Here is a 19,977-nt window from a genome sequence, read left to right as displayed (position 1 = left end):
CCTGATCCGGAGCGAAGGTCGGGTCATGAAAATGCTCGCCTCCGCCTCCGCCACCGCTGTGCTGTTGCTGGTCACGCCGGGGGCTGCCCAGTCCCAGAGCGCGCAGGCGGCGTCGCCGCAGACGCCGTCAGTCACCGACCTGACCCGGGCCCTGAACGGCGGACCGCCGTTTGCTGCGCCCTCGCCGGTGCCGGCACCGGCACCCGCACCCGAACCTGTTCCGGCCGTGTCGACCCCGCCCGCGACGGTCGCCAACCCCGCCATCACGCCCGGGCCTGCCCCGACGACGGTTCCGCCGGCACCGGCCGTGGCCCGGCCGGCACCCGCCGTCGCCCCCGCGCCGGACGCACCGGTCGCGACGACGCCCCCGGCGGCGCCCGCCCCGGCCTACCGGCCGCTGGATGCGACGGCCCGCGCCGCCCTGCCGTTCCGCCTCGACCTGCCGGAGGCCTTCGAGCTCGGCACCGGTCGTCCGGGGCCGGACTTCACCATCTATTCCGTCCGGCGCGACGGCACGCCGTTCGTGATGATCTATGCCGGTCCGGCGTCGCAGTTCCCGATCTATGACGGCCAGATCGCCGAGGTCGCGGGACGGGCCTCGGTGGTGGTCACAGAGGCGGACGGCCGCCATGCGCTGGAGCATCTGTTCCAGCGGGCCGCGGCACCGCGCGAGATCCATGTCTGGGTGGCCAGCCTCGATCCGGCTGACCGGGCCGTGGCCGAGCGCATCGCCCAGTCGGTCGATCTGCGCTAGCCGGGGAGCACTCTTTCCGGCTTGCCGGGCCGGTGAGCTGATGTAAACTTGAGACTCATTCGCATTTGCGGGGAGTCAGCGATGATCCTGTTGTTCACCGGCTGTCGGGCCATGGCCCGGTTGATGGCGTCGGACCCGGCGAGGGTGCAGCCCTCCCGCCGTCATGACCCGGCTTCTCCGCATCCCGGCAGGGTCCGTGACCCGGTGCCCGCGCGGGTTCGGCCGGGTTGATGTCTACGGTCCGGCGCGGACACCGACCGAGAAGCCCGGTTCGCGGCATGGGGAGCCGGGCGGCGACCGCCCGACACCCGGCCCCGCCGGGGCGGGATCAGACCAGTTCGACGGCCACAGCCGTGGCTTCGCCACCGCCGATGCACAGGGCGGCCAAGCCCTTCTTGCCGCCGCTGGCCTTGAGAGCCGACAGCAGGGTGGCAAGGATGCGCGCGCCCGAGGCCCCGATCGGATGGCCGAGGGCCGTGGCCCCGCCGTTCACGTTCAGCTTCTCGTGCGGGATGTTCAGCTCCTGCATGGCGATCATGGCGACGACGGCGAAGGCCTCGTTGACCTCCCACAGATCGACGTCGGTGACGACCCAGCCGGCCTTCTTCAGGGCCTTCTGCATGGCCGGGACCGGGGCGGTGGTGAACAGACCGGGCTCATGGGCGTGGGCGGCGTGGGCCACGATGCGGGCGACAACCGGCAGGCCGAGGGCCTTGGCCGTGGACTCGCGCATCATCACCAGGGCGGCGGCCCCGTCCGAGATCGACGAGGCGTTGGCGGCGGTGATGGTGCCGTCCTTGGCGAAGGCGGGCCGCAGGGTCGGGATCTTGGCGGGGTCGGCCTTGCCGGGCTGTTCGTCGACGCTGACGGTCTCGCTGCCCTTGCGGGTCTTGACCTCGACCGGGGTGATCTCGGCCTCGAACGCCCCGTTGTCGATGGCAGCACGGGCGCGGGTCAGGCTTTCGACGGCATAGGCGTCCTGGGCCTCGCGGGTGAACTGGTACTGACGTGCCGCGTCCTCGGCGAAGGCCCCCATCAGCTTGCCGGGCTCATAGGCGTCCTCAAGGCCGTCGAGGAACATGCTGTCGGAAATGACGTCGTGGCCGATGCGGGCCCCGCCGCGGTGTTTGGCCATCACATAGGGTGCGCCGCTCATCGACTCCATGCCGCCGGCGACGATGACCTGGGCCGTCCCGGCCAGCAGGGCGTCATGGGCCATCATCGTCGCCTGCATGCCGGAGCCGCACATCTTGTTGACGGTGGTGGCCTCGACATGGAGACCCAGCCCGGCCCCGATCGCCGCCTGGCGGGCCGGGGCCTGGCCGAGGCCGGCGGGCAGGACGCAGCCCATGAAGATCTGCTCGATCTTCGCCGGGTCGATGCCGGCGCGCTCGACCGCGGCGCGCACGGCGGTCGCGCCCAGGTCGGTGGCCTTGACCCCGGACAGGGCTCCCTGGAAGCCGCCCATCGGGGTGCGGGCGAAGGAACAGATGACGACGGGATCGGCGGCTTGGGTCATGGGGGCTCCTGGGAGTGCGGATCGCAGCGGGGTAGCGCCTGACCCGCGCCGGGGCAAGCAGGGCAAATCCCGGCGCGGGTTCTGGTGTGCGTTTCGGATGTTGTTGTAGAGGTAGGGGGCAGGGGGAGCATCGCAAGTGGCGGCTGACGCGCTGAAAATTCGACTGACGCCCACCGTGTGGGTCGCATTGCTCGGCCTTGCCCTGACCCTGGTGGTGACGGTGTGGGCCGAACGCGCGGGGTCAGATCGACAGAAGGAACGCTTCGAGCGACAGGCGGATGCCGTCCAGTTTGCCGTCGAGGGGCGGCTGGATACCTATGTCGCCCTGCTTCGCGCGACCGTGGGGCTGTTTGCCGCCAGTGACGAGGTCACGCCGGGCGAGTTCCAGCAATTCGTCGGGTCGCTGGATCTGATCGAACGCTACCCCGGTGTGCAGGGCATCGGCTATGCCGCCTGGCTCGATACGCCCGGTGCCCGGGACGCGGTCCGGCGGGACCTGCCTGCCGGCGTGCGGCCCTGGCCGGATCCCGACACCGGCGAGAGTGCCATCGTCTTTCTGCAACCCCTGGACCGGCGCAACCACGCGGCCCTGGGCTATGACATGTATTCCGAACCGCTCCGCCGTGAGGCCATGCAGCGGGCGCGGACGCTCGACGCGCCCGCCACCACGTCGGCGGTGACCCTGGTTCAGGAACTGGATGCCGACCGGCAGCCGGGTTTTCTGGTCTATCTGCCGCTGACCCGCGCCGACGGCGTTTTTGAGGGCTGGATCTATGCCCCGTTCAGGTCCCGGGATTTCTTCGATCGGGTGTTCGCGGGCGAGGCGGCGCTGGAGGGCCTGGATGTCACCATACGGGACGGTGGAGTCGACGGCATGGTTCTGTGGCCCGCACGTCCGGCCGGGACTTCCGGCTTGCATTTCTCGACGGTGCGGGAGGTCAATTTCGGTGGCCATGTCTGGCGACTGGAGACGTCTACGGCCCGGGGGCTGGGTCAGATCGGCGTGCCGCTGGCCATTCTCGCCGCGGGGCTGTTTCTCACCGCCCTGCTGAGTCTGGCGTGGCACTGGCAGGATCGTCTGCTGGAGGCGGCCCAGAGCGCCCGGACCCGTTCGGACCTGTTGCTGGGCGAGGTCAACCACCGCGCTGCCAACAGCCTGCAACTGGTGGCCTCCTTCGTCTATCTGCAGGCCCAGGCGGTGACGGACCCGAAGGCGCGGACGGCGCTGGTCGAAACCCGGGCGCGGATTCTGGCGGTGTCGCGCGTGCACCAGCGGCTCTACACGGATGACTCGGTCGAGGGCGTCGAGCTGAAGGCCTATATCGAAACCCTGACCGAGGGTCTGGCCGATGCGTTCGAAGCCGGTGGCCGTCGTCTTGACGTCAAGGCGGTGGAGGTTCGCACGGATACGGATCGGGCGATCTCCGTGGGGGTGGTGCTGGTCGAGCTGGTCAGCAATGCCGCCAAATACGCCTATCCGGCCGATCAGCCGGGTGACATCCGGATCCGTCTGCGGCGCGACGACCAGACGCTGCGCCTCGAGGTCGAGGACGACGGGGCCGGTTTCGACCCCGCGAGCAAGGCCAAGGGGTCGGGGCTGGGCATGAAGGTAGTCCATGCCATGGTCACCAAGCTGAACGGCAAGCTGACCGTCGAGCCGCTGACCCCGGGCACCCGGGTTTCGGTCGCCTTTCTGGCCGGCTGAGGCTCAGCGCGTCGGCATCAATTTGCGGCGCTGGCGCACCACGGCCAGCGGGCGGCCGTCCGGGGCGAAGGCGACGCCGTCCTCGACCGCCCAGCCTCCGCCCAGGTCCATGGTGCGGAACTCGAAAAAGGCCCAGCCGTCCGGCGAGGTTTCCGGCGTCAGATCGCCGAACAGGTCGGCGCGCAGGTCGACGCTGGCCGAGATGGCGGGCGGGGCGGGCAGGGCGGTCCAGTAGGTCGGATAGACCCCGTCCAGCAGGAACAGCAGCCGGGCCTCGTCCAGCGGGACGGCGTCGCTGGTGCGCATCCACACGCGCAGGACCGGGGCCTCCGGCGGGTTGAGACCGAACAGGCGCGGGCCGGACTCGAACCGGTGTTCGATATGACGGGTGAACCAGGGGCCGAACCTGGCGTCCAGCGGGGTCGGTTCCAGTTGGTCGACCGGCGTGGCGGCGGCGACAAGCGGCGTCAGCTCGGGACCGGGGACGTCGCGGCCGAAGGTGGCCAGGGCCTGGAGGGCCGGGCGGTCCGGCTGACCGGCGGCGACCGAGGCATAGGCGATGTTGCGGCCCCCGCGCAGCAGGGTCGGGACGAAGACAATGGGCGCGAACCGGGCGGCGGCCAGATACTGGACCGTCAGGCTGCGCAGCGGAGTCCCGATCCCCAGCCCCTGACGCGCGGCGGTGCCGGCCAGGGCCGCCATCAGGCCGCCGAACGGCGCGCCCCTTTCCGGCGGCATGGCCTGGGGCGCATTGGAAAACGCCCCGCTGAGGCTGGCACCCAGGCCGCCGTTCTCATCGGGAGTCAGGGCCAGGGCTTGGGACAGGGTCTGGTCGGTCATGCGGTCCGTGGAGGCAGGGACGAAAGGCGGACGGAAGCGCCGGGGTTCGGCAGGCTTCCGCCCGAAGTCGAGGGATACAGGACAGACGTTCGAAGCCGGAACCGCGAAGGTAGGTCCGTATGCAAAGAAAACTGACATAGTGGGTTTAGATTGGCAACCCTCTTGCCAAAAGGATGACGCGGGGTCACTTTCCTCGCATGGGCCGTACCGCAGACTATTCCCGACAGAGCTGTTCCATCGCCGCCACGCTGGAGGTGATCGGCGATCCGTGGACGCTGCTGGTCATTCGCGACGCCTTCCAGGGCGTCAGCCGCTTCGAACAATGGCAGGAGCGGCTGGGTGTGGCCCGCAACGTTCTGGCGGCGCGGCTGAAGACCCTGGTGCAGCACGGGGTGCTGGAGCCGAAGCTCTATTCCGAACGGCCGCCGCGCAATGAATATGTGCTGACGGCCCGCGGCAAGGACCTGTACGCCGTGCTGGTGACCCTGCACGCCTGGGGCAACAAGCACGTCTATGGCGACACCGACTCCGGCATCGAGATGATGCACAAGACCTGCGGCCAGGCGCTGGACCCGAAGATCGCCTGCGGCTGTTGCGGCGAGATGGTCAAGCCGCGCGACGTCGGCCTGACCCGGGTCGAGAACTGCGCCACCGTGGGCGACGTCATGCCCCGCGAAGACGCGGCCTGACCACGACCTGATCATGCCTGACCGGCTCCGGCCGGTCTTCCTGTCCCGACCACCCTGCCGGTTCGCTCCGGCCAAGGAGTTTCCATGACCCAGACCCTGCCGACCCACGGCCTTCAGCTGCGCAGCCTCGTGCGCAAGTCCGGCGAGCTGGAACTGTCCCTCGCCCGGGTCGAGGTGGCTGCACCGGGGCCGGACGAGGTGGTCGTCCGGATCGAGGCGGCTCCGATCAACCCGTCGGACCTGGCGCTGCTGGTCGGGGCGGCGGACATGAACACAGCGACCCTGTCGGGTTCTGCGGCCAGCCCGGTCATCACGGCCCAGATCCCGGCCGCAGGCATGCGGGCCATGGGCGGGCGTCTCGACGAGTCGATGACGGTCGGCAATGAGGGGGCGGGCACGGTGATTGCCGCCGGCTCCTCGGCCGCGGCCCAGGCCCTGATGGGTCGGACGGTCGCCCTGTTCGGCGGTTCGATGTTCGGCCAGTACCGCACGGTCAGTGCCAACACCTGCCTGCCGCTGCCGGCCGGTACGACGGCGGCCGAGGGGGCGTCCTGCTTCGTCAATCCGCTGACCAGCCTGTGTATGGTCGAGACGATGCGACTGGAGGGCCACACGGCGCTGGTCCATACGGCGGCGGCCTCGAATCTCGGCCAGATGCTGAACAAGGTCTGCCAGGCCGAGGACATCGCACTGGTCAATATCGTGCGCAGCGAGGCCCAGGCCAAAATCCTGCGCGACCTCGGTGCGAAGCACATCTGCGACTCGACCAGCCCGACCTTCATGGCCGATCTGATCGCCGCCCTGGTCGAGACCGGGGCCACCCTGGCCTTTGACGCCATCGGCGGCGGGACGCTGGCCGGGCAAATCCTGACGGCGATGGAGGTGGCGGCCAACAAGACGGCCACGACCTACAGCCGCTACGGATCCCCCGTGCACAAGCAGGTCTATATCTACGGCATGCTGGACACGGGGCCGACGGTGCTGAACCGCGCCTTCGGCATGGCCTGGGGCGTCGGCGGCTGGCTGCTGCCGCCCTGCCTGGCCCGGATCGGCGGCGAGCGGGCCCAGGCCCTGCGCCTGCGGGTCGCCTCCGAGTTGAAAACCACCTTCGCCAGCCACTATGCGGCGGAAATCTCACTGGCCGACGCGCTGAAACCTGAGGTCATCGCCCGCTACAACAAGCGGGCCACCGGCGAGAAATACCTGATCAATCCAAGTCTCGACGCGGGTTGATCCCCGCGATCCGACCGGGCAGCCAAGTGCCGCCCGGTCGGCATGCGGCCCCTATTTGCGCACGTAGCGGTCCAGGAAGGTCAGATAGGCCTCCTGAGCCGTGATGCGGTTGTCGCGGCGCTGGAAGCCGTGACCCTCGTCCGGGAACAGCACATATTCCACGGGCACGCTGTTGGCGCGGATAGCGGCGACCAGCTCGTCACTCTCGACCTGCAGGACCCGCGGGTCATTGGCCCCCTGGACCACCAGCATCGGGCGGCGGATGTTGGTGGCGTGGAACAGCGGCGAGATCCGGCGGTGACGTTCGGCATCGGTCGCCGGATCGCCCATCTCGTCGAAGAGGGCATCGCGCTGCGGCCCCCACCAGGCCGGGATGGATTCCAGCGTGCGCACCCAGTTGGTGACGCCGAAGATGTTGACGCCGGCCTCGAAGGCCTCGGGATGGAAGGCGAGGGCCGCGGCGGTCATATAGCCCCCGTAGGAGCCGCCCATCACCGCCACCTGGTCGTCGGCGACCCAGTCCTGGTCGCGCAGCCATTGTCCGGCGTCGACAATGTCCTGCAGGTCGGACTCTCCGTGGGCGCGGTCGTCCATGTGGAAGAAGGTCTTGCCATAGCCGGACGAACCCCGGTTGTTGGCCGCCAGCACCGTGTAGCCATGGTTCACCAGATGCTGGATCATCGGCGAATAGCCGCGCGTGCTCTGGCCGCCCGGACCGCCATGAACCAGCACGATCGCCGGGCCCGGATTGGCCGCGGAGGCCCCGCGCGCCTGGTAGAGGACGCCCGGAATGATGGTTCCGTCGGAGGCGGCGTAGCGCACGATGCGGGCCTCGACCAGATCGGCCTCGTTGATGTCGGGATTGAGCGCCGTCACCAGCCGCCGTGCCTGGCCTGTCGTCAGATCGGCCGTGTAGACGTCGTTCGGCGAGGTATCGGACGAGACGGTGAAGGCGATGCGGGTCTCGTCGGCGTTGAAACGCACCTGGCCGAGGTTGCCGGCCGGCAGGCCGGAAAGACGGACCGGTTGGCCCGTGCGGGTATCGAGCAGGGTCAGTTCGGTCGAGGCGTCCGCGTTCAGCGCCGAAACCCGATAGCGACCCGACGGCGACCAGCTGACGAACTGCACATCCCAGTCTGCCTGGATGAGCGGTGCCTTGGCACCGGTCGTCAGGTCATGGGTCCAGGCCTGGTTGAACTCGCCATGTTCGTCCGTGCCATAGATCAGCTGGCGGCTGTCGGGGCTGAAGGCATAGGTACCGTGGGCCACAGCGCCCTCGTGGGCCGTGACCAGGCGCGGCTCACCGTCGCCCTGAAGGTCGACCACATAGACATCGCTGTCGGCGCTGGTGTTGGGCTTGTCGATGGCCAGCCAGCGCCCGTCGGGCGATATGTCGGCGATGAACATGCCGGGGTTCTGGAACACCAGCCGGCTTTCATAGGTGTCGGCATCATAGGCGTAGAGGTCAAAAACCTCAGGGTCGCGGAGGTTGGACGTGACGTAGAAGACGTCGCGGGCGGCGCTCCAGCCCAGCAGGTCGGCCTTGACGTTGTCGCCCGGGGTCAGGTCGCGGACAGTCCCGTCCAGTTCCCGGACATAGACGTGGGTCAGTTCGCTGCCGCCGCCGCCGCTGTCGGCCGCCAGCAGGACACGGTCGTCCCCGGGGAAATAGCTCAGGCCCCGCGTGGCTACGGTCGTTGATGTGCTGAGCGGCACGGGAGGGCCGCCGGCGACCGGCAGGGCCCAGGCGTTGAATACCCCCGTCTCGTCACTGCTGATCAGGATCGACCGGCCGTCCGCGGAAAAGCCCAGTCCTGCGGGACTGGACATGCCGTAGTTCCGGGTCTGGTAGAATTCGGCGGCCGTGTAGGTACGCAGGGTCGCGGCCTCGGCGGAAACGGCCGTCGGCGCGGGGGTCTGGGCCATGACCCCGGGGGCGGCGGCCATGAGGGCGAAGACGGAGACGAGGCAGACGGTCGGGCGCATGGCGGATCCTTGCTGGATGAATGTCCATGGGTGAGGCGTCATCTCATCACAACGGATGCGACCTGTCGGCAATTTAATGTTCGGTGGGGAGGCAGCCGGCCAGCGATCCCGCGCGATGGCGTCACGTGGATAGTAAAACTCGGCGGGCGGGCCGCAGGGCGGGGCGAACGCCCCGGCAACGCAGCTTCGGTCAGGCGACGGCGGTGGTGGCCTGGATGAAACCGCCGCCCAGCAGCCGGTCGGGGTCGGCCGGATCATAAAGGGCGCAGGCCTGACCGGGAGCCACGCCTTCCTCGCCTTCGGCAAAGACGACCGAGATCACGCCGTCGGCTAGGGCCAGGCGGGCGGGGGAGGGCGGCCGGGTCGAGCGCACGCGGGCCAGAACCGGGGTGCCGGCCTCGGCGGCCGCCACGATGGTCGGCTGGTCGCCCAGCCAGTTGGTTTCATCCAGGGTCAGGGCGGCGGTCAGCAACGCCTCACGCGGGCCGACGATGACGCGGCGGTTGTCGGGATCGAGCTTCGTCACGAACAGCGGCTCGCCCACGGCGACGTTGAGACCGCGGCGCTGGCCGATCGTATAGTCGGTGATACCGGCGTGGGTGCCCAGAACCCGGCCGTCCATGTGTACGATCTCACCGGCCTCGCGGCCCTGGGGACGCAGCTTGTCGATCAGGGTGCGATAGTCGCCGTTCGGCACAAAGCAGATGTCCTGGCTGTCCGGCTTGGCCGCGATCTTCAGCCCCAGCTCGGCGGCGACGCCGCGCACCTGGGGCTTTTCGAGGTCGGCCAGCGGAAAGCGCAGATAGTCGAGCTGGGTCGGTGTGGTGGCGAACAGGAAATAGGACTGGTCGCGCGAATGGTCGATCGCCTTGCGCATCTGGGCCCGGCCGTCGGCACCGACCGCGCGGCGCACATAGTGGCCGGTGGCCATGGCCTCGGCCCCGAGGTCGCGGGCGACGTCGAGCAGGTCCCGGAATTTGACCGTCTGGTTGCAGCGGATGCAGGGCACCGGCGTCTGGCCGGCCAGATAGGAGTCGGCGAACTGGTCGATCACCGCGTCGCGGAAGCGGCTCTCGTAATCCAGCACATAATGGGGGATGCCCAGGCTCTCGGCCGCCAGTCGGGCATCATGGATGTCCTGACCGGCGCAACAGGCCCCCTTCTTCTTCAGGGCCGCGCCGTGGTCATAGAGCTGCAGCGTCACGCCGACGACATCGTAACCGGCCTTGTGCAGCAGGGCCGCGACCACGGTGGAATCGACGCCGCCCGACATGGCCGCCACGACGCGGGTGCCGACCGGCAGACCGACCGCTGCGCGCGCGGCCGCAATCGCCCCGTCCATGTCGGCGGGCGCGAAGGTGGGCACGGGGCAGGTGGGCTCAAGCAACGTCATGGCCCCCATTTAGGGGGAAAGCGGTGCGAATTCGAGGCCGGGGCGCAATCCGGCCCGGAAACGGCAACGGCCGCCCCCGTTTCCGGGAGCGGCCGCTGTCTTCGGGGGGGAGAGAGTTGGGGAGCTAGCCCCGGTAGTGCTGGATCCGCGTCGTGCGCAGACCCTGCATGCCCCATTTGTCGATCGCCTTCTGCCAGGCGAGGAATTCCTCGGCCGTCAGACGGTATTGCGTCAGGGCATCGTCAAGGCTGAGCAGCCCGCCGCGAACGGCAGCCACCACTTCGGCCTTGCGCCGGATCACCCACCGGTCGGTGGATGGCGGCGGCAGATCACCCAGGGTCAGGGGCGTACCCGTTGGTCCGACCACGTATTGTTCGCCTTTACTGTTAAGGCGTCGCTCTTGCAGCATGGGCTTAAGCCTCATTCACCAATCACCATCTGAGATGTGAATGTAGGCCGGCTCAGCTAAAGGCCGTTTAAGGGTCGTGGTGAAGGAAAGAATAAAATCCCTTCCTCCACTGATGACTGAACGGCCAAAGGTAAAGCGACGATTCATTGAACCTAACGATCAGTTACTTGCGGATCAGCGTTTGATGCTGATCAGTTCGGCGAGCATCTCGTCGGCGGTGGTGATGATCTTCGAGGAGGCCGAATAGGCCCGCTGGGTGGTGATCAGACCGGTGAATTCGGCGGAGAGATCGACCGTCGAGGCTTCCAGCTGCGAGGCCCCGATCAGGCCCGCGCCGCCGCTGCCGGCCCCCTTCAGGTTGAACGTGCCCGAGCTCTGGGTGACCCGGAAGGCGTTGCCGCTGACCTGGGAGAGGCTGTCGGGGCTGGTGAAGGTGGCCAGGGCAACCAGGGCAATCTGCCGGGTCACGCCGTTGTCGAAGATGGCCGTGACATAGCCCTTCTCGTCGATCTTGATCTCCGACAGGTTGCCGAAGGCCGTACCGTTGGTCAGCGTGGCCTGCACGACCGAGGCGCTGTCGTACTGGGTCAGGCCGCCGGCGGCGTTGGCGAGTTCGAAGGCCACGCTCTGATTGTCGATACCCAGGCTGGGGGCCCAGTTGAATCCCCCGGCGGCGGGCGCGGCCGCGTCGGAGGCTCCGAAATTGAGCGCAGCCACCGTGGCGTCGGGGAACAAGGCCTCGCCGGCCGGCATGGCCAGCATGGCGTCAACGTCGAGGCGACCGTCCTGGGTGAAGGCGACCTTGCCGAATTTGAGCTGACCGTTGGCGAGGCCTGCCCCGGTGACGACGTCACTCGCCGGAATGGCCCGGATTTCGGCGTGCCACTGGTTCGGCACATCGCTCTTCAGGAAGGACAGGGCGACCGTCCTCTGTCCGCCCTTGGAGTCCGAGACCGGAATGGTCAGCTCGAAGTCGGGCTTGACGCCGGTTCCGGTTTCCGGATCCCACATGGCCATGGAGTTGGTGGCCGGGCTATAGGCATTGGGGCCTGCGGGCACCAGGGCGGCGTCCGATGCCGCGACGGAAATCGGCTGACTGGACCGCAGGTTGGCGTTCAGCTCGATCCGGGTCGTGGCCTCGGCGGTGCCGCCGACCGAGCCGACGTTGATGGTCTTCAGGCGCGTCAGGTCGGAGGGATCGATGTTGATGGAGCCATTGCTGTCGATCGGCCAGCCCTGGAGATACAGGCCGGCGGTGTTCTTCAGGAAGCCGTGGTTGTCGACGCGGAAGGCTCCGGCGCGGGTGAACAGCCGGGTGTCGGCCGGGGTCAGATCCTCAGCCTTTTCGGTGACCACGAAGAAGCCCTGACCGGCGATGCCCAGGTCGGTCGAGGAGGTGGTGCGCTGCAGCTGGCCGTTCTGGCTGGTGAAGTGGCGGGCACTGGCCTGGACGCCACCCGCAGAGTAGCCGGCCCCGTTGCTCTGGGTGTTGACCACGGTGGCGAACTCGCCGGTCGTGCGCTTGTAGCCGACCGTGTTCACGTTCGCGATGTTCTGGGAAATGGCCGCGAGCGCGGCGGCGTTGGCAGTCAGGCCGGACACGCCGGCCAGCAGGGCGCTGTTGATGCTCATGACTTGGAACTCCAGGAAATAGCGATTTCAATCGGATGGAAGGAAGGGCGCATCGCGCCGGAGAGGGACGGGATCATGCTGTGCCCGCCGGTGGGACGGGGGCGGCGCGCTCCTGCAGGGCGATCACCGAGGACAGCGGCAGGATGGAGTTGCCGACCGTCAGATAGGGCTCGCCGTTGTAGAGCTCGACACCGGTGATGCGGCCGCGAACCAGGGTCTGGCTGGTGACCGTCTCGTCGGATCCGGTCTTGGCGGTGACCTTCAGGGTATAGACGCCGCCGTCGGGCAACTGGCCCCCGGCGGAGGTCTTGCCGTCCCAGACGAAGTCGTGGGTGCCTTCGGTGCGGTTCGGGGCCGGTCCACTCCAGACCACGCGGCCGCCGCCGTCGAGAACCTGCAGGTCGGCGGTCGCGGCGTCGGTCGCCAGTTCATAGCTCCAGGTCGCCTTGCCGGCGTCCAGTTTCATGGCGGACCAGGCGGCGGTGGTGTCCTTGCCGATATAGTTGGCGGCTCCCGACAGACCGCCGCTCTGCTGGGCGGCCAGCAGGCTGGTGAGCAGGTCGTTGGTCAGCAGTTGCTGCTCGACGCCCGACATCTGGGTCAGCTGGCTGGTGAACTCGTTGGAATCCACCGGCGACAGCGGGTCCTGGTTCTTCAGCTGCGCGGTCAGCAGGGTGAGGAAGGTCTCGAAATTGGTGGCCATGGCGGTCCGACCGGCATCGGTGCGGTCGGTGGCTGTGGCGGCGGTGACGGCGGCAACCATCGGTCAGACTTTCATATCGACGCGGTCAGGCGTCAGGGACAGGGACATCCAGCGCGGTGCCGTAACCGGGGCAGCGGCGTCGGTTTCATCAGACAGGCGGGAGGCGGCGGCAAAGGCGCGGCCCTGGCGGCGGTCAAAGGCCTCGCCGGACGAGCGGTCGCGCTCCGCGAACTGGAAGGCGTCGTCGGCGAGATGGAAGCCGGCGGCTTCGAGCTGACGGCGCAGCTCATCGACGCGCCCCTTCATGTCGAGGGCGGCGGCAGGGTTGTCGAAGGCGAGCCGGGCGGCAAGGCGGCCGTGCTCGTCGATGTCGAGGCTGACGTCGACCCGTCCCAGATTATCGGGTGTCAGCGCCATTTCGAACCGGGTCGAACGGGCGTCCAGCCGGCGAATGATCTGGGCCGCCAACTGGGCTGTGGCCTCAACCGCGGCATTGGAGAGGTTGGACAGGCTGTAGGTCTGCGACGCGGTGCCGGTCTGGGAGACCGGTGCGGGCGGGGTCTCGGCCGGCGGCTGGTCGACGGGCGATTTCACCGTGACGTCGGGCGCATCGGCGACTGGGGGTACCGGGACAGCGTTGCCCTGAGTCAGCGGTCGATCCGACAGTGACGTGGCCTCGGGCGCGGTCAGCGTAGCCCCTGCCGGCGGCACGGCAGCGGCCGTGACGGAACCCGTCGCAGGGGCCGCAGCGGACGGTCCGGCCCCCGTGGCGCGCTCGCCGGTCGCGCGGACGCTGTTGGATATGGTTCCGGTCCGGTCGGCGAGCGGACGTGTCGGGGGCGGCGCGACGGCCGGGGCCAGGGCGGCCATGGCGGCGGCCGCAGCCCGGGTGCCGGCGGCGGTGACCGCCGGGGTGGCCGGCTCGGCGGCCGTGCCGGTCTGGGCGGCGGCGTCGGTACCGGGCAGGATCTGACGGTCGCCGGACTTGCCTGCGGCCGGGACGGGCGCGACGCCCGGCAGGACCTGGGGTCCCTCGGCCGTGGCGGCCATGGCCGGCAGAACCGGGCGAGGATCGGCCGCGCCGGCGCGCGTGTTCTGTGCCGGCACCGGTGCCGGGGCGGTTTCGTCCAGGGCGGGCAGTACCTGCGGACCGGTCGTGCCCTTTCCGTCGAGCGGCGGGCGTTGCGGCACCGGCGCGTCCTGCGGCATGACGGCTGCGGGCGGTGGACCCGGGAGGACCTGGGGCCCGTCGGCCCCCTTGTCGACGGCAACGACCGGCGGCCGGACCTCGTCGACGGGGGGCGGCGGGACCGCGGCCGCTGCCCCGTCCGGGGCGGGCGGAGTCGCGTCCAGGGCTGTTTCGTCCGCGACGTCAGCGACGGTGTCCTCTTCGGTGAGGGTCACCGGCCCGGAGGACGGGCGGGGCGGGGCGGCTCCGGTGCCGGTCAGGGGCGAGTCGCCCTTGCCGGCGGAACGGGCCCGTTCCGTGTCGACATCCATGGCCTCGCCCAGCATCCGGTCGAATCCGGAGTCCCCATGGGCGTCGACCGCCCTTGAGGCGGCGACCGGCGCGGGGGCCGGGGCGACGATGGAGAAGAGACTTGCAGCGGACATGGGTGCCGGAGGCCTGGATACAGTCGGCGCTTGCTGCGCCCAAGGGTTCGTCAGGGGTGTCGCAAGTCGCGGGCCACCTCGAAAAAACGTCGTAACTGTGCGAAAATAAAGCGAAAAATATAACCGTAGCCAGCCGGCATCCAGGCGCGGGGCGGTCGAATCTTGCCGCGCCGTGACGTTTTTTGCCCGGCTGGTTCCGCCCGGGAGTCAGGGGCGGACGGGTCTGGCCCGCCCCTTGCGCACCTGTTCGGGTATGAACGCGGTAAAAATCGTGATGCCCCATGTATTCAATGACCTAGCCGGATCGGTGAGCGATCGGGCCGGGCAAAAAGCGCACATCGGCTGGCAGGGATTGCCGGGCGGCGGGGTTGTCATGTCATCGGGAGCGCTCTGATGTCGCTGAACGCCATCATGAACACGGCCTCGTCGGGCCTGACGGCCGCCCAGGCCCAGTTGCGTGTGGTCTCGGACAATGTCTCGAACGTCAACACGCCTGGCTATGTGCGCAAGATCGCCGACCAGGTCGCCGTTTCCAACCAGGGGATCGGGGCGGGCGTTGATATTGCCCGCATCCGTCTGGCCACCGACCGCTTCCTTCAGGCCGCGAGTCTCAACTCGGCGTCGGATGCGGCCCGCCAGGGTGTGCGCTACGAACTGTACGACCGGATCCAGTCCCTGTTCGGCGATCCGGGAGACGCGGGCTTCTTTTCCCAGGTCGACGACATCTTCTCGGCCTTCGCCGCCGGGGCTGAGGATCCGGTGTCGGCCCCGCGCCGCCAGGAGGCCCTGTTCAAGGTCCAGGCCCTGTTCGATGAGGCCAGTCGCATCGCGGCGCAGATTCAGTCCGTGCGTGAGGATGCCGACGGGCGGATCCAGAGCGCCACGGAAACCGGCAACGCCCTGCTGGAGCAGATCGAGGCACTGAATGTCGAGATCTCCCGGGCCGCTGCCGTCTCCGGCGACTCGTCGGGGGCCGAAACCGCCCAGGCCGCGCTGATTTCCCAGCTGTCCTCGCTGATGGACATCCGGGTGTCCGTCCGGGCCGTCGGTGGCGTCTCGATCCGCACGGGCAGCGGCGTGCTGCTGGCCGGGCAGGGTCACGCAAAGCTGGAATACAACCGCGCCGGCTCGGTCAATGCCGAGACGTCGTTCAGCGAGATCTGGGTGACCGAACCCGGCGGTCAGAAGCGTCCCCTGCTGGACAGTGTGGTGTCCGGCGAGATCAAGGGGCTGGTGGAACTTCGCGACACCGAGGCACCCGAGGCCGCCGCACGGCTGGGCGAGATGATGACCCGGATCGCGGATGAGCTGAACCGCGCCCATAATGCCAACAGTGCCGTTCCGCCGCCGTCGACCCTGACCGGCCGCAATGTCGGCCAGTCGCTGGCAACGGCCGTGGCCGGCTTCACCGGCAGTACGACCGTCGCCGTGACCAATGCCGCCGGGGTCATTCAGGCGCGGGCTGACATTGTATTCTCGGGCGCGTCGATGACCATCAACGGCTCGGCGGCGACGCCGGCCAATTTCCTGGCCGTGCTGAATACGGAACTGGGCGGCGCGGCCACGGCCAGCTTCAACGGCGGGGTCCTGAGCCTGGCGGCCACCAGCCCGAACGGCGTCGCCATCGCGGACGACCCGGCCTCGCCCAGCGCCAAGGCCGGGCGCGGCTTCTCACACTATTTCGGCCTCAATGACCTGGCCTCAAGTGATCGCGTGGCGCTGTATGATACGGGGCTGACGACGGCATCGCTGCACGGCTTTACCGCCGGCGAGACCGTGGCCTTCCGTTTTGTGGACGCCAACGGCTCCAAGATGCGGGACCTGACGGTCACGGTTCCGGGGGGCACCGGAACGGTGGCCGAGCTGCTGACGGCCCTGAACGATCCCGCGACCGGCGTCGGCCGGTACGGTGCCTTTACGCTGGACCCGGCCTCCGGTGCCCTGACCTTCAAGGGGTTGGGAAGTCCGCCGCCGGCCATGTCGGTGATCAATGACAAAACCACCCAGGTGCCGTCGGGCGTGTCGCTGACCGAACTGTTCGGGATCGGGACCGGGGTCCGGGCCTCGCGCGCGGACGGCTTTACCCTTCGGACCGACATCAACCGGGACCCATCAAAACTGGCCCTGGCCCAGCTCAACCTGTCCGCTGCGCCGGGCACGGCCGCGCTGACGACCGGTGACGGGCGCGGAGCCCTGCTGCTGGCCGACGCCGGTCAGCGGGCCGCCCGGTTCGAGGCGGCCGGCAGTTCATCCGGCGGGTCGATCAGTGTCTCGCGCTATGCGTCGGAGCTGGCCGGAGAAATCGGCGGCAAGGCGAAGCTGTCGAAGAGCCGCTCCGACAGCGCCACGGCGCTTCAGACCGAGGCGGCCGCCCGTCAGGTCGCGTTTGAAGGGGTCAATCTCGACGAGGAACTGGTGCTGATGACGACCTATCAGCAAGCCTTTAACGCTTCGGCGCGCCTGATCCAGGCCGTCAAGGACATGTATGACGTCTTGCTGGGGATGGTGTGATGACCAGGGTTTCGACCGCCGGAAACTATCATTCAGCCCTGGCGGAGCTGATGAACACCCAGGTGCGCGCCCAGGACGCGCAAAGACGCATCTCGACGCAGAAGGTGGCCACGGATCTGACCGGGTTCGGCCGGGCTTCGGAAACCCTGACCGCCCTGAAGTCGATGCAGAGCCGGATCCAGGGCTTCATCAACACCGGCGAGACCGTGTCGGCCCGGCTGGGTGCCCAGGATCTGGCCTTCGAACGGATCGCGGACGGTGCCGGCGGCGGACGGCAGGCGATCGCCGACGCTCTCGCATCCGGTCGTGTCGATGGCTTGATGCAGCAGTTGCAGAACCAGTTTCAGGTCGCCCAGGACGGACTAAACGCCCGGCACCAGGGACGTTACCTGTTCGCCGGAGGCAGCGTCGAGAAGGCACCGGTTGTGTCCATGACGTTGAGCGATCTGGCCGCAGCACCGACGGTGGCAGACAGTTTCGTCAATGACAGCCTGAAGCAGACCTCACGGTTGGACGAGGGCTCGCGCATGGATACCAGCTTCCTTGCCAACGAGATCGGCAGCGACCTGTTCCAGATCTTCCGCGACATTCAGACCTTCCACGGCACCACGCCCATCGCCGACCCGATGAGCGACGCGACCCGCGACTTCCTGACCAGTCAGCTGTCGCGGTTCGATGTCGCCCGCACCAAAATTACCGACATGGCGGCGCGCAACGGGGCCATGCAGAACCGTGTTGATGCGATCCTGAAGTCACAGACCGAGCAGAAGACGTCGCTGGATGAACTCCTGTCGACCAAGACCGACGCCGACATGGCCCAGGCGATCACCGATCTGCAGCTGTCACAGGTTGCGATCCAGGCCTCGGCCCAGGTTATCAGCCAGCTGAGCCAGGTCTCGCTGTTGAACTATCTGAATTGATCGCCGCGTCGGTGTCGCGTCCGGCCGTCAGGCCGCAGCTACAACCGGGGGCCGTGGCCGAACGGTAACGCCCGGCCGGCGTTCATGGCGCGCCGGGAGCAAAGAGCATGGGCAAAGTCCCGAGCCCCGGCTAGTGAGAGACATGATCAGCGCGGATTTCCAGATTGAGCACGGCGAGGCGGGGCTGGTGCTCCGCCTCAGCGGCGACTGGACCACGGCCGGTCTGGGTCGGGCTTCGCGGCGGCTGGAAGCGGCGCTGAAGGCGCAGACGCCCGCGCGGCTGGAACTGGATGAAATGGGCCGTTTCGACACCGCCGGGGCCCTGTCGATCGTGAAGGCCACAGGATCCCTTCTGCCCGCGTCGGTCTGGGCCGCGCGCCCCGAGGCGGGGCGCATCTATGCGATGGTTGAGCGGCTGGAACGCGAGAGCGTCGAGCCGCGCAAGCGTGCGGACGGCTTTACCCGTGCCTTTGCCAAGGTCGGACGGGGTGTCGAGGACATCGGCCACGAGGCGGTCATGTCCCTGGCCTTTCTCGGTCGGCTGATGGTCGCCACGGGGGCGGCACTGGCCAGTCCGGGTCGCATTCGCTGGCCCGCCTGGGTCAGCCAGGCCGAGCGCGCCGGACTGGATGCCCTGCCGATTATCGCCACCACCAATTTCTTCGTCGGTGCCGTGATCGCCTTCCTCGGCGCCGACCTGCTGACCCAGTTCGGGGCCGGGGTGTTCACCGTCCAGCTGATCGGGGTCTCGGTGCTGCGGGAGTTTGCCGTGGTCATCACCGCCATCCTGCTCGCGGGCCGGTCGGCCTCGTCCTTCGCGGCCGAGATCGGTTCGATGCGGATGAACCAGGAGGTCGACGCCATGCAGGTCATGGGGGTCAATCCGTTCCAGGCCCTGGTCATTCCCCGGCTGGCGGCCATGCTGGTGATGCTGCCGATCCTGACCTTCGTCGGCATGATCGCCGGTCTGTTCGGCGGCATGCTGGTGACCTGGGCCCAGCTGGACCTGGGCCCGGCCTTCTTCATCCAGAGGATCGCCGACACTCCCGATATCGGCACGCATATGGGGGTGGCGATGATCAAGGCTCCGGTGTTCGCCATCGTCGTGGCCGCGATCGGCTGCCGTCAGGGCATGTCCGTCGAAGGGGACGTCGAGTCGCTGGGGCGTCGGGTGACCGCCGCCGTGGTTCAGGCGATCTTCGCCATCATCCTGCTGGACGCCGTGTTCGCCCTGATCTTCCTGGAGCTGAACTGGTGACCGCGCCGGTGCAGCCTTTCGCCCCGGTCGAGCCGGCTCCCGAGGTCTTGATCGAGGTTCGGGGGCTGCTGAGTCAATTCGGCGAGCGGGTCATTCACGACAACCTCGATCTGGACGTGGTCAAGGGCGAGGTCCTGGGCATTGTCGGGGGGTCCGGTTCGGGCAAGACCGTGTTGCTGAACAGCATCATCGGCCTCAAGGAACCCGACGGCGGCACCATCCGTATTTTCGGTCATGATATCTCCGAGATGACCAAGGGACAGGCGGCCGACATTGAGCAGCGGACCGGCACGCTGTTCCAGCAGGGGGCGCTGTTCTCGTCGCTGACCGTGCTGGAGAACGTGGCCTCGCCCCTGGTCGAGCACACGCGTCTGCCGAAGGAGATGATCCGCGAACTGGCGGAGATGAAGATCGCCATGGCGGGCCTGGGGCCGGAAGCCCATCATCTGAAGCCGGCCGAACTGTCGGGCGGGATGCGCAAGCGGGTCGGGCTGGCGCGGGCCCTCGCCCTGGATCCCGAGGTCCTGTTTCTGGACGAGCCGACGGCCGGGCTGGATCCGATCGGGGCCGCGGCGTTCGATTCCCTGATCCGGAACCTGTCAGACGATCTGGGGCTGACCGTCTTCATGATCACCCACGATCTCGATAGTCTGTACGCTATCTGTGACAAGGTGGCGGTGCTGGCCGACAAGCGTGTGATAGAAAAGGCCACGGTGGCGGAGCTGGAACGTTCCGATCATCCGTGGATCAAAGAATACTTCCTTGGGCCGCGCGGACGCGCCGCCACGAAGGCCGCCTGAGGAGAGCGGAG

16 protein-coding genes are annotated in these 19,977 nt (G+C 68.3%); 8 read left to right on the top strand and 8 right to left on the bottom strand.

All coding sequences use genetic code 11. From position 1 onward, the window contains the following. Nucleotides 1-25: 25 nt before the first annotated feature. Nucleotides 26-754 carry a hypothetical protein gene (locus AACZ75_RS01200; protein WP_339870729.1) on the top strand — a complete coding sequence of 243 codons (729 nt, stop codon included), beginning with the start codon at nt 26-28 and terminating at the stop codon, nt 752-754. Nucleotides 755-1,082: 328 nt separating this feature from the next. Here AACZ75_RS01200 and AACZ75_RS01195 read toward each other — a convergent pair whose 3' ends face one another. Beyond that, on the bottom strand, nt 1,083-2,273 hold the full coding sequence (locus AACZ75_RS01195) for an acetyl-CoA C-acyltransferase (RefSeq protein WP_339870728.1): 1,191 nt from the start codon (nt 2,271-2,273) through the stop codon (nt 1,083-1,085). Nucleotides 2,274-2,409: 136 nt separating this feature from the next. On the opposite strand from AACZ75_RS01195, the gene AACZ75_RS01190 reads away from it, so the two are divergent. Next, entirely contained in the window at nt 2,410-3,978 is a 1,569-nt protein-coding gene (locus AACZ75_RS01190) for a CHASE domain-containing protein (protein ID WP_339870727.1), read from the top strand. 3 nt (nt 3,979-3,981) lie between these two features. Here AACZ75_RS01190 and AACZ75_RS01185 read toward each other — a convergent pair whose 3' ends face one another. Then, a complete protein-coding gene (locus AACZ75_RS01185) occupies nt 3,982-4,818 on the bottom strand; it encodes a thioesterase family protein (protein WP_339870726.1) in 837 nt (278 codons plus the stop codon). Nucleotides 4,819-5,015: 197 nt separating this feature from the next. Between AACZ75_RS01185 and AACZ75_RS01180 the strand changes: the two genes are divergently transcribed. Both AACZ75_RS01180 and AACZ75_RS01175 read left to right on the top strand, forming a co-directional pair. Next, complete coding sequence (locus AACZ75_RS01180) at nt 5,016-5,507, top strand: helix-turn-helix domain-containing protein (RefSeq protein ID WP_339870725.1); 492 nt, start codon at nt 5,016-5,018, stop codon at nt 5,505-5,507. A gap of 84 nt (nt 5,508-5,591) precedes the next feature. Then, entirely contained in the window at nt 5,592-6,740 is a 1,149-nt protein-coding gene (locus AACZ75_RS01175) for a zinc-binding dehydrogenase (protein ID WP_339870724.1), read from the top strand. A gap of 51 nt (nt 6,741-6,791) precedes the next feature. On the opposite strand, the gene AACZ75_RS01170 is transcribed toward AACZ75_RS01175, so the two are convergent. The 6 genes from AACZ75_RS01170 to AACZ75_RS01145 form a co-directional block, all read right to left on the bottom strand. Further along, nucleotides 6,792-8,726: a S9 family peptidase gene (locus AACZ75_RS01170; protein ID WP_339870723.1), complete on the bottom strand. Its 1,935-nt coding sequence runs from the start codon at nt 8,724-8,726 to the stop codon at nt 6,792-6,794. A 190-nt stretch (nt 8,727-8,916) separates the two neighbouring features. Further along, nucleotides 8,917-10,128, bottom strand: a complete 1,212-nt coding sequence (gene mnmA / locus AACZ75_RS01165; protein WP_339870722.1) for a tRNA 2-thiouridine(34) synthase MnmA — start codon at nt 10,126-10,128, stop codon at nt 8,917-8,919. A gap of 115 nt (nt 10,129-10,243) precedes the next feature. Next, the gene (locus tag AACZ75_RS01160; protein WP_300443519.1) at nt 10,244-10,528 is read right to left on the bottom strand and encodes a DUF1153 domain-containing protein; all 285 of its coding nucleotides are present in this window, start codon (nt 10,526-10,528) and stop codon (nt 10,244-10,246) included. Between the two features lie 174 nt (nt 10,529-10,702). Continuing rightward, nucleotides 10,703-12,160: a flagellar hook protein FlgE gene (gene flgE / locus AACZ75_RS01155; RefSeq protein WP_339870721.1), complete on the bottom strand. Its 1,458-nt coding sequence runs from the start codon at nt 12,158-12,160 to the stop codon at nt 10,703-10,705. Between the two features lie 73 nt (nt 12,161-12,233). Further along, on the bottom strand, nt 12,234-12,923 hold the full coding sequence (locus AACZ75_RS01150) for a flagellar hook capping FlgD N-terminal domain-containing protein (protein ID WP_339870720.1): 690 nt from the start codon (nt 12,921-12,923) through the stop codon (nt 12,234-12,236). A gap of 3 nt (nt 12,924-12,926) precedes the next feature. Continuing rightward, a complete protein-coding gene (locus tag AACZ75_RS01145) occupies nt 12,927-14,477 on the bottom strand; it encodes a flagellar hook-length control protein FliK (RefSeq protein ID WP_339870719.1) in 1,551 nt (516 codons plus the stop codon). Between the two features lie 393 nt (nt 14,478-14,870). On the opposite strand from AACZ75_RS01145, the gene flgK reads away from it, so the two are divergent. The 4 genes from flgK (at nt 14,871) to AACZ75_RS01125 (ending at nt 19,966) form a co-directional block, all read left to right on the top strand. Further along, on the top strand, nt 14,871-16,988 hold the full coding sequence (flgK, locus tag AACZ75_RS01140) for a flagellar hook-associated protein FlgK (RefSeq protein ID WP_339870718.1): 2,118 nt from the start codon (nt 14,871-14,873) through the stop codon (nt 16,986-16,988). Then, nucleotides 16,988-17,908: a flagellin gene (locus AACZ75_RS01135; RefSeq protein WP_339870717.1), complete on the top strand. Its 921-nt coding sequence runs from the start codon at nt 16,988-16,990 to the stop codon at nt 17,906-17,908. The genes flgK and AACZ75_RS01135 overlap by 1 nt, the downstream gene beginning before the upstream one ends. 142 nt (nt 17,909-18,050) lie before the next feature. Continuing rightward, nucleotides 18,051-19,166 (top strand): ABC transporter permease, encoded by a 1,116-nt coding sequence (locus AACZ75_RS01130; protein ID WP_339870716.1) that lies wholly within the window; start codon nt 18,051-18,053, stop codon nt 19,164-19,166. Further along, nucleotides 19,163-19,966 carry an ABC transporter ATP-binding protein gene (locus AACZ75_RS01125; protein WP_339870715.1) on the top strand — a complete coding sequence of 268 codons (804 nt, stop codon included), beginning with the start codon at nt 19,163-19,165 and terminating at the stop codon, nt 19,964-19,966. The genes AACZ75_RS01130 and AACZ75_RS01125 overlap by 4 nt, the downstream gene beginning before the upstream one ends. Nucleotides 19,967-19,977: the final 11 nt, after the last annotated feature.

Source organism: uncultured Brevundimonas sp., assembly GCF_963975535.1.
Taxonomy (GTDB): domain Bacteria; phylum Pseudomonadota; class Alphaproteobacteria; order Caulobacterales; family Caulobacteraceae; genus Brevundimonas.
Note: the sequence above shows the minus strand (reverse complement) of the source record. Positions and strands in the feature narration are given on the sequence as shown.

Coding starts and splice junctions, on each gene's coding strand:
- AACZ75_RS01200 (WP_339870729.1), top strand. CDS start 26: ATGAAAATGCTCGCCTCCGCCTCCGCCACCGCTGTGCTGTTGCTGGTC.
- AACZ75_RS01195 (WP_339870728.1), bottom strand. CDS start 2,273: ATGACCCAAGCCGCCGATCCCGTCGTCATCTGTTCCTTCGCCCGCACC.
- AACZ75_RS01185 (WP_339870726.1), bottom strand. CDS start 4,818: ATGACCGACCAGACCCTGTCCCAAGCCCTGGCCCTGACTCCCGATGAG.
- AACZ75_RS01180 (WP_339870725.1), top strand. CDS start 5,016: ATGGGCCGTACCGCAGACTATTCCCGACAGAGCTGTTCCATCGCCGCC.
- AACZ75_RS01175 (WP_339870724.1), top strand. CDS start 5,592: ATGACCCAGACCCTGCCGACCCACGGCCTTCAGCTGCGCAGCCTCGTG.
- AACZ75_RS01170 (WP_339870723.1), bottom strand. CDS start 8,726: ATGCGCCCGACCGTCTGCCTCGTCTCCGTCTTCGCCCTCATGGCCGCC.
- mnmA (WP_339870722.1), bottom strand. CDS start 10,128: ATGGGGGCCATGACGTTGCTTGAGCCCACCTGCCCCGTGCCCACCTTC.
- AACZ75_RS01160 (WP_300443519.1), bottom strand. CDS start 10,528: ATGCTGCAAGAGCGACGCCTTAACAGTAAAGGCGAACAATACGTGGTC.
- flgE (WP_339870721.1), bottom strand. CDS start 12,160: ATGAGCATCAACAGCGCCCTGCTGGCCGGCGTGTCCGGCCTGACTGCC.
- AACZ75_RS01150 (WP_339870720.1), bottom strand. CDS start 12,923: ATGGTTGCCGCCGTCACCGCCGCCACAGCCACCGACCGCACCGATGCC.
- AACZ75_RS01145 (WP_339870719.1), bottom strand. CDS start 14,477: ATGTCCGCTGCAAGTCTCTTCTCCATCGTCGCCCCGGCCCCCGCGCCG.
- flgK (WP_339870718.1), top strand. CDS start 14,871: ATGTCGCTGAACGCCATCATGAACACGGCCTCGTCGGGCCTGACGGCC.
- AACZ75_RS01135 (WP_339870717.1), top strand. CDS start 16,988: ATGACCAGGGTTTCGACCGCCGGAAACTATCATTCAGCCCTGGCGGAG.
- AACZ75_RS01130 (WP_339870716.1), top strand. CDS start 18,051: ATGATCAGCGCGGATTTCCAGATTGAGCACGGCGAGGCGGGGCTGGTG.